General features: G+C 72.0%; 10 protein-coding genes. 1 reads left to right on the plus strand and 9 read right to left on the minus strand.

Going from position 1 to position 14,343, the window contains the following annotated elements; all coding sequences use genetic code 11:
- Positions 1 to 136: 136 nt before the first annotated feature.
- Positions 137 to 1,627, minus strand: a complete 1,491-nt coding sequence (locus ACFYV1_RS28005; RefSeq protein WP_389398369.1) for a PQQ-dependent sugar dehydrogenase — start codon at positions 1,625 to 1,627, stop codon at positions 137 to 139.
- Positions 1,628 to 1,947: 320 nt separating this feature from the next.
- Positions 1,948 to 2,613, minus strand: a complete 666-nt coding sequence (locus ACFYV1_RS28010) for a lytic polysaccharide monooxygenase (RefSeq protein WP_389398370.1) — start codon at positions 2,611 to 2,613, stop codon at positions 1,948 to 1,950.
- A 470-nt stretch (positions 2,614 to 3,083) separates the two neighbouring features.
- On the opposite strand from ACFYV1_RS28010, the gene ACFYV1_RS28015 reads away from it, so the two are divergent.
- On the plus strand, positions 3,084 to 4,154 hold the full coding sequence (locus ACFYV1_RS28015) for an enoyl-CoA hydratase/isomerase family protein (protein WP_389398371.1): 1,071 nt from the start codon (positions 3,084 to 3,086) through the stop codon (positions 4,152 to 4,154).
- A 404-nt stretch (positions 4,155 to 4,558) separates the two neighbouring features.
- Here ACFYV1_RS28015 and ACFYV1_RS28020 read toward each other — a convergent pair whose 3' ends face one another.
- The 7 genes from ACFYV1_RS28020 to ACFYV1_RS28050 all read right to left on the minus strand — a co-directional run bounded on the left by ACFYV1_RS28020 (position 4,559) and on the right by ACFYV1_RS28050 (position 14,337).
- Positions 4,559 to 8,035, minus strand: a complete 3,477-nt coding sequence (locus tag ACFYV1_RS28020; protein WP_389398372.1) for a phosphodiester glycosidase family protein — start codon at positions 8,033 to 8,035, stop codon at positions 4,559 to 4,561.
- Between the two features lie 410 nt (positions 8,036 to 8,445).
- Positions 8,446 to 9,099: an LAETG motif-containing sortase-dependent surface protein gene (locus ACFYV1_RS28025; protein ID WP_389398373.1), complete on the minus strand. Its 654-nt coding sequence runs from the start codon at positions 9,097 to 9,099 to the stop codon at positions 8,446 to 8,448.
- Between the two features lie 116 nt (positions 9,100 to 9,215).
- Positions 9,216 to 9,728: a DUF6328 family protein gene (locus ACFYV1_RS28030; RefSeq protein WP_389398374.1), complete on the minus strand. Its 513-nt coding sequence runs from the start codon at positions 9,726 to 9,728 to the stop codon at positions 9,216 to 9,218.
- Between the two features lie 186 nt (positions 9,729 to 9,914).
- Positions 9,915 to 10,835: a non-homologous end-joining DNA ligase gene (ligD, locus tag ACFYV1_RS28035; RefSeq protein ID WP_389398375.1), complete on the minus strand. Its 921-nt coding sequence runs from the start codon at positions 10,833 to 10,835 to the stop codon at positions 9,915 to 9,917.
- Positions 10,832 to 12,679 (minus strand): transketolase, encoded by a 1,848-nt coding sequence (locus ACFYV1_RS28040; protein ID WP_389398376.1) that lies wholly within the window; start codon positions 12,677 to 12,679, stop codon positions 10,832 to 10,834. The genes ligD and ACFYV1_RS28040 overlap by 4 nt, the downstream gene beginning before the upstream one ends.
- Before the next feature lies 1 nt (position 12,680).
- Positions 12,681 to 14,006 carry an NAD(P)/FAD-dependent oxidoreductase gene (locus ACFYV1_RS28045; RefSeq protein ID WP_389398377.1) on the minus strand — a complete coding sequence of 442 codons (1,326 nt, stop codon included), beginning with the start codon at positions 14,004 to 14,006 and terminating at the stop codon, positions 12,681 to 12,683.
- A 103-nt stretch (positions 14,007 to 14,109) separates the two neighbouring features.
- The gene (locus ACFYV1_RS28050) at positions 14,110 to 14,337 is read right to left on the minus strand and encodes a DUF6458 family protein (protein WP_389398378.1); all 228 of its coding nucleotides are present in this window, start codon (positions 14,335 to 14,337) and stop codon (positions 14,110 to 14,112) included.
- Positions 14,338 to 14,343 lie beyond the last annotated feature (6 nt).

Raw genomic sequence — 14,343 nt, forward strand, 5'->3', positions numbered from 1 at the left:
AAATTCTGGGTCCCTACCTTGGCGGGCATGGAGACGCCAAACGCAGCGCACCCCCGGCCAGGCCGATCCGGGCGGCCCGGCCGGGGGTCCCCCGCCGCCGTCGTCAGGGCGGCGGCCTGTTACGGCGGCCTGCGGCTCAGCGGCCGACGGCGCAGGCGTCACCGTTCAGCGTGAACCGCGGTGGTGGCGAGGCGTCACCGGTGTGGTCGGCGAGATAGCCCAGGGTGATGCTCGCGCCCGGAGCGACGGCGGCGTTGTGCGACGCGTCGGTCGCCGTGATGGTGTTGCTTCCCTGGGTCAGGTCGGTGTTCCAGTCGGAGACGACCGTCTGCCCGAGGGCGAGCGGGAACTCGAGCGTCCAGCCGCTCAGCGCCGTGCTGCCGGTGTTGGTCACGGTGAGGTCGACCGTTGTTCCGGTGCCCCAGGCCCTCACGGTCCGGTCCACACGGCAGGTCGGCTCCTCCCGTTCGAACGACACTCGGTGCAGGCCACCGGGCAGATCGTTGACCACGTAGAACTCCCCGTCGGCGGTCGTGCCGATCGACGTCACCTGAGTCGGCATCTCCCCGATCTCGGCCTGCTCGTAGCCGCCGCTGCCGTCGGGGCGCAGTGCCCAGACCGTCGACGAGCAGTAGTCGGTGGCGATGTAGGTGCCGCCGACCAGGTCGGCGTACTGCCTTCCCCGGTAGACGTGTCCGCCGATGACCGAACAGCCGCCCGTGTAGGGCGAGTACGTGAAGACTGGCTCGGTGTACGTCTCGCCGGGCGCGCAGTGGCCGCCGCCGAACTTCTCCAGGCCCTCGTAGCAGGACCAGCCGAGGTTCAGCCCTCCTTGTCCGGCGGCGAGATGGTCGACCTCCTCCCATCGGCCCTGCCCCACGTCCCCGATCCACATCGAGCCGTCGGCGCTGTCGAAGGAGAACCGCCACGGGTTGCGCAGCCCGTACAGCCAGATCTCCTCGCGGGCGCCGGGGGTTCCCACGAACGGGTTGTCGTCGGGGACACAGTAGGCGAGGGGGGCGCAGGCCCGGCTCACGTCGATACGCATGACCTTGCCCAGCAGGGTGTCCAGCCGCTGTCCGGCGCGGAGGGGGTCCGCGGAGCCGCCGCCGTCGCCGATGCTCCAGTACAGGTTGCCGTCGGGGCCGAACGCGAGCTGTCCGCCGTTGTGGTTGCTGTACTCCGCGTGTTCCTGGGAGAGCAGGACCTCCAGGCGGAACTCGTCGAGCCGGTAGCGGGCGAGTGTGACCGCGCCGTCGGGCAGAGCCGTGTACGCCAGGTAGAGGTCCTGGCTGTCGGCGAAGTCGGGCGGGAGGGCGATGCCGAGCAGCCCGCGTTCGTTGCCCGACTCGTCCAGGACCGAGGTGATGTCGACGAGCGGGGTCCGCTCGAGGCCGGTGTCCGGGTGGTAGACGCGGACGGTTCCGGGTTTCTCCGTGATGAACAGCCGGCCCGTGCCGTCGTCGGGGGCCGCGATAGCGGTGGGCCGTTTCAGCCCGGAGGCCACCTGGGTGGTGGTCGTGCTCAGCGACGGCAGGGGCACGGGTGCGCTCGACGCCGTGGGCGAGGTGGGCGCGACGGTGCCCTCGGCCGCTTCCGCCCGGGGCGTCGCGGCAGCCGCTGTCATGGGGGGAGCCGCCACGAGGGGCGGGGACGGAGACGGAGACGGGGTCGCGGTGGCGGTGGCGGCGGCAGTGGCAGTGGCAGTGGTGTTGACGGGCAGGGCGATGAGGGCGGTCAGCAGGAGGGCGGGCAGAAGAGGCCCTGTCCGGCGGCGTCTTGGCATGTCGGCTCCGGTGACGAGGATGCTGTTCCGGTCGGTGGGCGGATCGCCGTGTGTCGGCGGGCGGCGCTCCGGTCTCGGGGCGCCGCGCGGTACGTCAGGGCACGGACGGGTCCCGCCGGACGGCGCGCGACGCCCGGCGGGACGGCTCGGTGACGGATCGATCAGCGGAAGTTCACGTCACTGCACAGGAAGTAGGTCTGGTCCATGTGCGATGCCTGCCAGACCGTGTAGACGACATGGCGACCGCTGTAGCCGGACGTGCTGACGGGGATGGAGTAGTTCTGGCTGGGTGCGTACCTGCCGGTGCGGGTGACCAACTGGAGGTCGCTCCAGCGCAGGGGCTGGGTGGTCGGGTCGAAACCCTGCCGCGAGACGTAGACCTGGAAGTAGTCCGCGCCGTGGCTGGCCTGGTCGTACAGCTTGACGGTGAAGTTCGCGCCGATGTCCGTGGTCTTCCACGCGCCGACGGTGTCCAGCGAGTTGTAGCGACCGCCCTCGGTCCGGCCGCCGCTGCACAGCTGCCCGTCAGGGACGACCGCCTGGAAGTTGCCGCCGGAGCCGTTGCGGTACAGGCCGTTCCAGTTCCACATGGCGTTCGGGTCGGCCTGCCAGGCCTGCCAGCACATGGGGTCCTCCTGGGCCATGGCCGGGTTCTGGAAGTCACTGCCCCAGCGCAGCCAGCAGCCGTAGTTGCGCGAGGCCGGGTCGACGACCGACCCGTGGGCGACGGCGGTACCGCTCCAGGGGATCAGGCTGAGCAACGCCGCGACGAGGGTCGTCAGGGCGAGCGTCAGCCGCCGTCGAATGTTGCGTGCATGACAATTCATGATTGCCTTCCTTCCGTGGGGGAATGCCGGATTCCTGTGGGGTCCGACGAAATGGGAGCGCTCCCGCGAAAGCATGGGAGCGCTCCCGCAGCACCCAGGCTGCGCCTCATGAAGCGGAGCGGCAACGTTTGATTGCGCCACATTCGCGCCGAGTGGCGCGATCGCGACGACCGGCGGCGATGGCTGCGCTCCGGCGCGACGGGGACGGCACGGGGACGGGACGGGACGGGGACGGGGCGGGGCGGGGCGGGCGCGGTCCTTGCGGTCGGCGGTCGAGAGCGTGCTCCAGGCGCCCCTGAAGGGAGGCGTACACGGCGTCGACGAGGGCCACCCTGCGCGGGTCTTCGGCGATGTGCGGACCCATCCGGTTCATGACGTGCCCCCCGACCGAGAGGGAAGGGGGCGTGCGTCTGTCGCAGGACGGGTGAGCGAGTATGGACCGCGAGATCCAACCCCGGAAGGACGAAGCGATGGCCCCGGACAGCTCCTCAACGCCGAACGACGACGCCGTACTGCTGCGCACCGAGGGCCGCGCCGGGTACATCACACTCAATCGTCCCCGGGCGATCAACGCGCTCACCCATGCGATGGTGCGTGCCGTCGACGCCGCACTCGACGCCTGGGAACGCGACGACGACATCGCCGTCGTCGTCGTGTCGGGAGCCGGTGAGCGCGGTCTGTGCGCCGGCGGCGACATCCGCGCCATCCACGACGACGCACGCGCCGGCGGGCGTGCGTCGGCCGCCTTCTGGCGCGACGAGTACCGGCTCAACGCCCGCATCGCCCGCTGGCCGAAGCCGTACGTCGCCCTCATGGACGGCATCGTGATGGGAGGCGGAGTCGGCATCTCCGCCCACGGCAGCATCAGGATCGTCACGGAGCGATCGGCCGTCGCCATGCCGGAGACCGGGATCGGCTTCGTGCCGGACGTCGGCGGCACCTACCTGCTGTCACGGGCCCCCGGCGAACTGGGCACGCACCTGGCGCTCACCGGCGCGGCGGTCGGCGCGGGCGACGCGCTGCGGCTTGGCCTCGCCGACGCCTTCGTGCCGTACGAGCGGCTCACCGGCTTCGCGGCGTCCCTCGCGACGGCCGAGCCGGCCGAGGCGCTCCGGCGGTACGGGGCGCCGGCACCGGAGGCGGAACTGGCCGTGCACCGCGAGTGGATCGACCACTGCTACGCCGCCGACTCCGCGGAGGAGATCGTCGACCGGCTGACGGCCTGCGGGGAGCCCGCGGCCAAGGAGGCGGCGGAGACGATCCTGTCGAAGTCACCCACGTCGGTGAAGGTGACGCTCGCCGCGATCCGGCGGGCTCGGCAGCTGAGCGGCCTCGAGGCCGTCCTGGAACAGGAGTTCCGCGTCTCCTGCGCCGCACTGGTCTCCCCCGACCTCGTCGAGGGCATCCGCGCGCAGGTCGTCGACAAGGACCGCAGGCCACGATGGTCTCCGGCGCGGCTCGACGCGGTGTCGGCGGCGGACGTGGCAGGCCACTTCGCCCCGCTCCCGGCCGGCGAGCCGGGCCTCGGACTCGTCCACTGATTCCGGGACGTCGCCCCACGCGCCGCCACGAGGCCGGTTCGGCCCGGCCTTGTGCCGGCGCGTGGGGCTGGCACGGAGAGGAGCCAGGGCGGGCCGGGGTGCCGGCACCACTCGTCCCGGTCCTCGCCGCCGCGGGCAGCGACACGCCCGCCACGCCGTACCGTGTCAGCCGAAGGGCCTGTGCGCGGAGGTCGAGCAGACGCCCCGACACGGGCCCGCCCACAGACACACCGGCCCACGCACCCGGCACCGCACCGAGAACCGGCCGCACCCCTGCACACAGGTCGAGCAAACGCCCCTGCCCTGCACGAAGGTCGGACAAGCACCCCGGCACAGGGGGCGGGCAAGCGCCCCGGCACGGACCGGGCCGCGCCCGGCGGCGCGGAACCCGGTCCGTGCCGCGCTCAGGCGGCCCTGTCCCGCGGCGTCACCACGTTCACGCGCACGTCACGCGTCACGCCGCCCACGGTCACCGCCAGCGTGAACGCACCGGCGCGCAGCGCCGTGACGCTGCCCGTCGCCGGGTCGAAGGCCGCCACGTGGCGGCCCCGCGCGTCGTGCTCGGCGCCGATGTGGACGTTCGGCGAGCCGGACCAGTCCGCGCTGACCGGGAACGTCACGGGCACCCGCCTCGCCCCCTGGACGACCGTCGCCTTCGCGTCGGCGGTGTCACCGGGCTGCAGGACGACCGGCGCGGACAGTTCGAGCGCGTCGACATGGGTGCGGGTCTGGACGGAGACCCAGTCGGGACCCGCCTCCCACGGGGCGCGGCGCGCGGCCGCCTGCTCGGCGTGCGAGACGCCGTCGACACCGACGAGCGACCAGCCGGTGAAGCCCCCTTCGTCGGCCGGCCCGGCCGGTGCCTTGCCCGAGTTGCCGTTGACGAGATACGGCACGCCGTCGACGTGCGCGGCATGGAAGACGCCGACGTGGCTGCCGATCAGCCCCGCGCCCTTGCCCGAGGAACGGCGGAACTCCGCGAGCCAGTCCTCGATCAGGGCCGCTTCCTTGCGGTCGCCGAGCCGGCTGGCCTGCTGGACGGTCGGGTCCCGCGGCGGTACGTGCTCGACGACCATCACGGAGCCGATCGTCCGGTCGGTCGCGGCAGCGTCGAGCTGGGCCCGGAGCGCCTTGATCTGGGCGAGACCGCCGCCGCGCAGGCTCAGGCTTGAGGTGTCCAGGGTGATGAACCGGGTGCCGCGGTGATCGAAGGTGCGCTGCGCCGGGCCGAACTCGGCGACGAAGTTGTCGATCCGGCCCCCCATGACCTCGTGGTTGCCCGGCACGTAGTACCAGGGCAGTTCGTCCCCCAGTTCCTCGGTCAGCACGCGGCGCGCGAAGGCGAGGTCGGCCGGTGATCCCTCGTCCACGAGGTCGCCGTTGACGACGAGGAAGTCGGGTCGCGCGGCCTTGATCTCGCGGAGCGTCCGGCGGGCCTGTGCGACGATCGGGCTGTTCGGGTCGCGGGCCACGAACTGCGCGTCGGACATCACCGCGAACTGCCAGTCGCGTCCCTCGGTCACGGCCGCCGGGTCGATCAGCGGGTCGACGACCGGCGGCGGCTGCGGCACGTCGATCGCGGGCGGTACCTGCGCGTCGAGCCCGTCGATCACGATCCGTCCGGTGTACTGCCGGCCCGCGGCGGTCTCCGCCAGGTAGAACCGGTGCACGGACAGCGGCATGGCCGCGCCCTGCGGCACGGGGAACCTCACCTGCCGCCAGCCGGTCCAGGTGATGTACGGGCCGCGCAGCAACTGGTCGGAGCCGGCCGCGTCCTTGAGGTGCAGGGTGGGCCAGGCGCCGTTTCCGTCGCCCTTGATCCAGAGGGTGAAGGACTGCGGCTGCCCGGCGACGGCGATCCGCTGGGGCGGGTTGGCGTAGGCGGCGCGGGTCGCGGTCGACTTCGTGAAGTCGTAGGAGAGTTCGAGACCGGTGCCGCTGTGTCCGTCGGGCGTGGCCGCGACGGAGCCGCCGGCACGCGCCTGGCTGAAGGTCCAGGCGCCGGCGTCGTCGAAGCCGCTGACGGTCTGTTCGGTGAGTCCCACGGTCACGGCGAGGACGGTGGTCACGCCACCGGCGGTCGCGGTGATCCGCCCGGCGGTGCTGTCGCCGGTGCGCGAGGCGACGGTGAAGGAGCCACGGCCGTCGTCGCGTACGTCGAACATGTCGCGGTCGTAGTCCAGTCGTACGTCGGCGGGCTCGATCGGCGCGCTGTTGCCCTGTGCGTCCAGGCCGAGGATGCCGAAGGTGCCGGCGGAGCCGGGGTCGGCGAGGGAGACGCGCCGGGTGGTGGGCTCGATGCGGGAGAGGTCGTCGAGCACGGTGAGCCGGATGCTGCCGTGGGCCGCGCCCCGCTCGGCGCTGACTTCGGTGGTGCCGCTGCTGCGGGCCCTGAAGACGCCGTCGTCGTCCACGCGGCCGACGGCGGGCCGCTGGGAGCGCCAGCGCGGGTCGCCGGCGGCGGGGCCGTACGTCTCGTCGTAGCCGGCGGCGGTGAGCCTGCGGGTCAGGCCGGGGAAGACCCGTTCCGGGTGGCCGCCCGCCACCGGGTCGGCGGTGGGCGCCGCGGAGGCGGGTACCGCGGTCTCGACCCAGTAGCCGCGCAGTTGTCCCGTACCGTCGGGGGCGGTCAGGGCGAGGCCGTTGGGGACCTGGCGTTCGCTGCCGTCCGAGGGGCTGTTCTCCACCTGGAGCGTGTCACTGCCGGGTTCTCGGGCGAGGAGCGTCGAGGAGCCGCCGCCGTCGAGGTTGAGCGCGCTGTGCGCGCCGGCCTTCTTCATCATCAGGCCGAGTTCGGTGAGCGTCACACCACCGCTGTCGGCCTGCCGGCCGTCGACGGTGATGATCTGCATCGAGCGGCCGTCCTCGGAGAAGCCGACGGCGGTGCGCGGTGCGGTGGTGTTGTTCCCCGCGCCGTCGTGGTTCTGCGGGACCCCGTCGACGACGAGGAGTTCGCGGCCGCCGACCGCGGTGCGCGGCACCGGGCCGCTGTCGGTGCGGGGCCGGTACTCGATCTTGACGGGGTCGCCCGGTCGCAGCGCCGCGAGGACCGCCGCCCCGGCCTCACGGCCCACGAGGACCGTGGTGCCGTCGGGCACCGGCCCGGCGCCGGGCCGGTCCGCGACGGTGACGACCTCGCCGTCGCGGACGACGGCCTCCGCGACCGGGGCGGCGCTGTCCACGGTGAGGGCGCGGTCGGCGCCGCCCCAGGCGGAGGTGTACGCGCCGATCCCGTCCGCCGGGACGTTGGCGGCGTTGTACGCGCCGAGCCGGTGGTCACCGCCGGGGACTGAGAGGGTGCCGTCGAAGTACAGCTGCAGCACGCGGCCCGCGCCTTCGGGGCCGATGCCCACAGCGCGGTTGGCGCCCGTGGCCGGTGAGTGGGTGACCTCGCCGTTCCTGATTCCGGGGCCGAGGGGCGCGCCGGTCTGGTTGATGTCGAAGAAGTCCGCGTTGATGGCGGCGACGGTGCGACGGCCCTCGCCGGCGTCGTGGCGGGCGGCGAGCTCGGAGACGCTGTGCCGGTCGGCGACCTTCCCGGAGGACAGGTAGTCGGCCTGTGTTCCGCCGCTGCCGAGATCGACGGAGAGGGCGTCGACACGCAGCCACTTGTCGGCTTCGAGGCGGTCGTACGAGGTGAGTCTGACGCCGGGTGCGACCGGTCGTGAGCTGCGGGCGGTCTCGATGCCCCGGTCGTCGGTGACCGCGGCGTGGGCGCCGGCCGCGTCGCTGGCCGGCGGCGGCGCGACGGGCCGCAGTATCTCGGCGGACTCCCGTGGCGGTGGTACGGGATCGGCGACGGCGGGAAGGGTGCCTCCCACCGCCAGTGCGGACAGTGTCGCGACCAGCACGACGGTGTGTCTTGCTCTGCCAAGGCCCACAAATTCTCCTGGATTATGGCTGCTTGAGCACGCAGAAAGCGCTGTCGGCGGACAGCATCGCCGGGCCGGGAGGATCGCGCCAGAGGGTGGGAATGAAGGACTGGGGAACACGCGGAGCCCTGGCATCTTCGCGCGGCGGGTGCCTCTGACCGGGTGTCACACGCCGTCGGCCGACGGGCCTCCCCGTTCGGCGCAAGATGTCCGTGACGTCTCGCCGGGCGAAGGGGCTGCGCGGGCGCCGGCCCGTTCCCCTGGGCCGGCGCCCGCGCAGCCGGTGAGGCAGTACACGTCGGTCGGGTTCAGGTCACGTATCCGCCGCCCGCCCTCGGCCGCTCGGACGGCCGCAGCCACATGTGACGGAACGACGAAGGGCGGGCGGACCGAAATGGCCCGCCCGCCCCTGTGTCACGTCAGTGCTGGGCGCCGCGCCGCCTGCGCGCGGCCCACATGATGCCGCCGCCGGCGAGGATCACCGCGGCCGCCGCTCCGGCGATCACCGGGGTGGCGCTGGAGCCACCGGTCTCGGCCAGGCCGCCACCGGGCGCGCTGGTGCTCGGCTCGGCCGGAGGCGTGGCGGGGGCGCTGGTGCCCGGCGTCTGGCTCGGGACCGGCTCGGACTCGCTCGGCGTGGGCGAGGGGGTCGGCGAGGGAGGTGTCGTCGAAGGAGGCGTCGTCGAGGGCGACGGCGACGGCGACGACGGGGGCTCCTCGCAGGCCGGCGCGCTCTTGGCGTCGTCGTACGAGAACTTGTCGTCGTCGCCGGCGTCGACGATCAGACGGACCGTGATCGCCTTGTCGTGCTCGGGAAGTTCCAGCTTTTCGTGGAATTCCTTCCTGAACGTCTTGGTCGGCAGCAGATCCTTGCCGTCCACCGTGATCGTGACGGTGTTGTCCTCGTTGGCGCTGTAAGCGGTCAGGTCGACGCTGACCTCGTCGCACGTCACCGTCCAGATCGGGGTGTGCGCGATCGCCGGTGCGGCGGAAAGGCCGACTCCCAGCGCACCGGCTGACGCGACGGCTATGAGCGCTCCCGTACGCCGCCACGATCTTCTGATTTCAGTCACTGATTCCTCCACGATTACCGCGCCATTCCGTCTGGCGGTGCGCGCACAGTACCGCCGGCGCGTCGTGGCTTCACAACCGGTCTGTCGCCTTCGTGCACAAGGAGGCTGAAATCCCGTCAGTCAGGGCCACGGCGGGTGACGCGGGTCCACGCGGGCAGAACGAACCAGCACACCACGAACCAGACCACCATCGCGACGACGAGCCACAACGCGAGGGTGTCGTCGAGTACCACCCGAAGGATCAGAAGCAGTGCGGCCGCCATGGTGCACAGCAGCAGCAGCAGTCCCAGCATGGTGAGGCGGGAAGCCCAGGCCACCGTCTCCGGCTTGAGCCGACGGCCCGTGAGCATCCGGTGGAAGGCCACCGGTCCGACGAGCACGCCCGTGGTGGCGGCCCCCAGCAGAACGGTCACGGAGTAGATGGTCTGGTCCGTCTGCGACAGGTCGGTGAAGCGTGGCTGAAAGGCGACTGTCAGCAGGAATCCGAAAAGGATCTGCACCCCTGTCTGAGCGACGCGCAATTCCTGGACGAGGTCGGCCCACTTGCGATCGGCCCGTTCCTCCTCCGTCTCGTCGCGTCCCTGGACGCCGCTTCCCTTTCCGTTGTCATTGTCTCTGTTCCTGTCCATCACGCTCAGGCTCCATTCGCATCGGACGGTGCGTGCTGCATGGAATGCGAGGATCCGCTTTCGGGGATACGGACAATGGTTCCCGTCCTGCTCGTTCTCCGTCTCGCTGCCGTTCTTTCCGGCGCCGGTTTCACCCTGACGCGGGGGATCGGCCTGGCCGTGCGGGTCTGCCGAGAAGGGCCCCTCCTATCGCAGAGCGGCGAGCCGGCGGCCCGCCGGGCCCAGTGCCCGCCGGTTGCCGAGCGTGTCGCCCCACGGCCTGGTGCGGGCCTGTTCGATCGCGTTGGCGACCGTCCAACGCCGCGGGCCGGTGCCGGGGTCCTCGAGCTGGTCCCAGCTGATCGGGGTGGCGACCGGCGCCCCGGGCCTGGCCCGCACCGAGTAGGGCGCCACCGCGGTCTGCGCGTACCCGTTGCGCTGCACGTCCAGATAGAGGCGGTCGCCGCGCGCCTGTTTGCGGACGGCGGTGGTCAGGTGATCGGGGTCGCGCTGCGCGAGCGCCTCCGCGACCTCCTGCGCGAAGGCGCGTACTCCGTCGAAGTCGGTCTCGCCGGTGAGGGGCACGATGACGTGGAGTCCGCGGGAGCCGGTGGTCATCAGGGCGGACGGCAGGCGGAGGTCGTCGAGGAGTTCGCCGAGTTGCCGGGCCGCCCGGCGCACCGTCTCGAAGTCGTCGGCCGAGTCGCCGGAGGGGTCCAGGTCGAACACCAGCCGGTCCGGCCGGTCGAGCCGTCCCACGCGTGACTGCCACCGGTGGAGGGTGATGCAGGCCTGGTCGACGAGGTGCAGCAAGGTGGCTGTGTTGTCGCACACCGTGTGGACGACTGTGCCGTCGGCCTTGCCGACCTCCGCCCTGCGCACCCAGTCGGGATAGTTGTCCGGAGTGTTCTTCTGCATGAAGCGCGGTCCGCCGATGCCGTCGGGGTGCCGTTCCAGCATCAGCGGCCGGCCTCGCAGATGGGGAAGCATGTGGGGTGCGATCGCCCGGTGGTAGTCGGCGAGATCCGCCTTGGTGATCTTCTCGTCGGGGAACATCACCTTGTCGGGCCGCTGGATGCGGACGGTCCGTCCGCCGACCCGTACGCCGATCGTCCGGTCGTCCGTCACGGGCGCACCATGGCCTCGGCGACGAGCAGACGGACCGCTGCCGCGATCGACTCGGCGTCGATGCCGGAGGCGTGCAGTTGTTCCTCGGGCTTCGCGGAGGCCGGGATGTTCCGTACCCCGAGCCGGACCAGGCGGGGCATCGGCCGGCCGTCGGAGAACGCCTCGGCCACGGCGTCGCCCAGGCCGCCCTCCGTACGGTGGTCCTCCACGGTCAGCAGGCAGCCGGTGTCGTCGGCCGCTTGCTGCAACGTGCCCGCGTCGACCGGCTTGACCGAGTAGAGGTCGACGACGCGCACGGGGATTCCTTCTCGTTCCAGCAGCCCGGCGGCCGCCATCGACTCGTGGAGGGTCACCCCGGCGGCGACGACGCACACGCGGTCGCGGTGGGAGGAGCGCAGCACCTTCGCGCCGCCGACCGGGAATTCCTCGTCGGGTCCGTAGATCACCGGCATGTCGGCCCGGCTGGTGCGCAGGTAGCTCACCCCCGGCAGGTCGGCCATGGCGGCGACGAGCCGGCCGGTCTGGTTGGCGTCGCACGGATAGAGAACGGTGCTGCCGGGGACGGCCCGGAACATCGCCAGATCCTCCAGGCCCATCTGGGAGGGACCGTCCTGACCGATGGCCACGCCCGCGTGCGAGCCCACGAGGTTGATGGACGCCCGGCTGACGGCGGCCATGCGTACGAAGTCGTGGGCGCGGGTCAGGAATGCCGCGAACGTCGAGGCGAAGGGTACGTAGCCGCGTGCGGACATGCCCACCGCCGCGGCGACCAGTTGCTGTTCGGCGATGTAGCACTGGAAGTGGCGTCCGGGGTGCTCCTTGGCGAAGTACTCGGTGCGTGTCGAGTCGCCCACCTCCGCGTCGAGTGCCACGACGTCCGTGCGCGCCGAGCCGAGCGCAGTGAGGGCCTGCCCGTAGGCCGTACGGGTGGCGACCTCGTCGCCCTTGTCGTGGACGGGGAGGGCGAGACCGCCGCTGCGCCGCGAGTGCAGGACGCGGGACGCGGGAGGCGGCCGGACTTCGATCCTGGCGGTGCGGACACCGCCGAGTTCGCCGATGGCCTCTTCGGCGTCGGGCAGGGGCTTGCCGTGCTTGCCCTCCTGGTCCTGGACCGCGGTGACGCCGTGTCCCTTCTCGGTCCGGGCGATGACGGCCGTGGGGCGGCCGACGGTGCCGGCGGCTTCGGAGAAGGCGTCGTCGACGGCGCGGACGTCGTGCCCGTCGATCTCGACGGTGTGCCAGCCGAAGGCGCGCAGCCTTCGGGCGTAGGCGTCGAGGTCCCAGCCGAAGCGGGTGGGGCCGCGCTGTCCGAGGCGGTTCACGTCGAGGATGAGCGTCAGGTTGTCCAGCCGCTCGTACGACGCGTGCTCGACGGCCTCCCAGACGGAGCCCTCCGCCATCTCGCTGTCGCCGGAGACGACCCACACCCGGTAGGGGATCTGGTCGAGCCGCTTGCCTGCGAGGGCCATTCCGACGCCGACGGGCAGTCCCTGGCCGAGCGACCCGGTGGCGACGTCCACCCAGGGGAGCCGTGGGGTGGGGTGTCCCTCGAGGCGGCTGTCCTTCCGGCGGAAGGTCAGCAGTTCCTCTTCGCCGATGGCGCCCGCTGCCAGGTACATGGCGTACAGCAGCGGTGACGCGTGCCCCTTGGAGAGCACGAGCCGGTCGTTGCCCGGATGTTCGGGGCGGCCGAAGTCGTAGCGCAGATGGTGTGCGAGCAGTACGGCTCCGAGATCGGCCGCCGACATGGAGGAGGTCGGGTGGCCGGAGCCCGCGGCGTCGGCGGCGCGTACCGCATCGACGCGCAACTGCTGGGCAAGCTCCGCGAGTTGTTCGTCGTCCATCTCACTGCTCCTTGGAGGGGGTGCCCAAAACCCGCGCCAGTTCGGGCGAGGCGGTGTCCAGCGGGACCGATCCCGAGCGCACGAGCCCCAGTTGGACCGCCTGCCTCGGCAGCACGGCGTCCAGCGCCCAGTCGGCGGCGACGCGCACCCGGTTGCCGGGCATCGCGGCGAGGTGGTAGCCGCGGGTGACGGCGCCCGCGAGCGGCCCGGACAGTGCCACGCCGAGCGGGTTGGCGGCGGCCTTGACGCCGCCGAGGTCGACGGCGAAGCCCAGGTCGTGGTGGGAGTAGGCGCGGGGGGTGCCGCGCCCGAGGGAGGCGGCGACGTTGTGACCGGCGGTCCTGCCCTGACGGGAGGCGTGCTGTGCTGTCATGGGTGTGTATTCACCGGGCCTGGTGACGTCGGGGACCGCGGCGGCGTCGCCGCAGGCGAAGACCTCGGGGTGGCCGGGGACGGTGAGCCGGGAGTCGACGACCAGCCGGCCGCGCTCGACCGGCAGTCCGACCTCGGACACGAGGGGGTCCGGGCGCACGCCCACGCACCACGCCAGGGTGCGGGTGGCGATCTCGTCACCGTCGTCGAGCAGCACCCCGGTCGACGTCGCCTCCTTGACGGAGGTGTTGGTGCGGACCTCGACCCCCCGTTCGGCCAGCACGCGGGCGGCGGTGTCGGAGAGCCTGTGGTCCAGTTCGGGAAGCACCCGGTCAGCGATGTCCACGAGTATCCAGCGCGGCCTGACGCCACGGTGGCCGGCGCGTTGCCGGTCCGCCATCGCGCGGGTGAACATCGCGCCGTGGGCCGCTACTTCGGTGCCGGTGTATCCGGCGCCGACGACGACGAAGGTGCGCCGGGCGGCGCGTTCCTCGGCGTTGTCCTTCGAGGCGGCCAGTTCCATCTGCCGGGTGACGTGGTCCCTCAGGTAGAGGGCTTCGGGCAGACCGCGGAAGCCGTGGGCGTGCTCGGCGACGCCGGGTACGGGGAGCAGCTTGTTCACGCTGCCGACGGCGAGGACGAGCCGGTCGTAGTCGAGCCGGCCGCCCTCGCCCTCGGGGCCTTCGTAGCGGACGTGCCGCCCGTTCAGGTCGATCTCCGTCGCCCGGCCGAGCACCAGTCGTACCCGCGGCAGTGCTCCGGGCAGGGAAACCGTCACCCTGCGGGGTTCGAGGATCCCTGCCGCGACCTGTGGCAGGAGCGGCAGGTAGAGGAAGTAGTCGGTCGGATTGAGCAGGACCACCTCGGCCTCGTCGCGCAGGCTCCGGACCAGGGTGCGGGCGGCCTGGAAGCCGGCGAACCCGGCTCCGACCACCACGACTCGGGAACGGCTCACAGTCGGCTCCGTTCACGAACGGGGGTGATTTGTACGCAATGTGCATGTCGAGCGTGATCCGGGTGCCCCTGGCCCCGTCCGGCAAACCCCGTCGAGGGGCGCCTCACTCGTACGTGCGGTGGTTCGGCCTGTCCTCGACGACCGGCGTCGCGGGGGGCACCACGACGCGCCTGCGCCTGGCGATGCTGGTGAAGGTGGCGACTCCGATGATCCCGACGGCCATGAGGATCAGGCCGATCACGTCGAGATTGGCGCCCTCCACCTCCCAGTCGGTGGCGAACGTGAGAATCGCGCCGGCGGCGATCAGGATGATGCATCCGCCAAGACCCATGTGACT

The sequence above is a fragment of the Streptomyces sp. NPDC003023 genome (assembly GCF_042888225.1).
GTDB lineage: Bacteria > Actinomycetota > Actinomycetes > Streptomycetales > Streptomycetaceae > Streptomyces.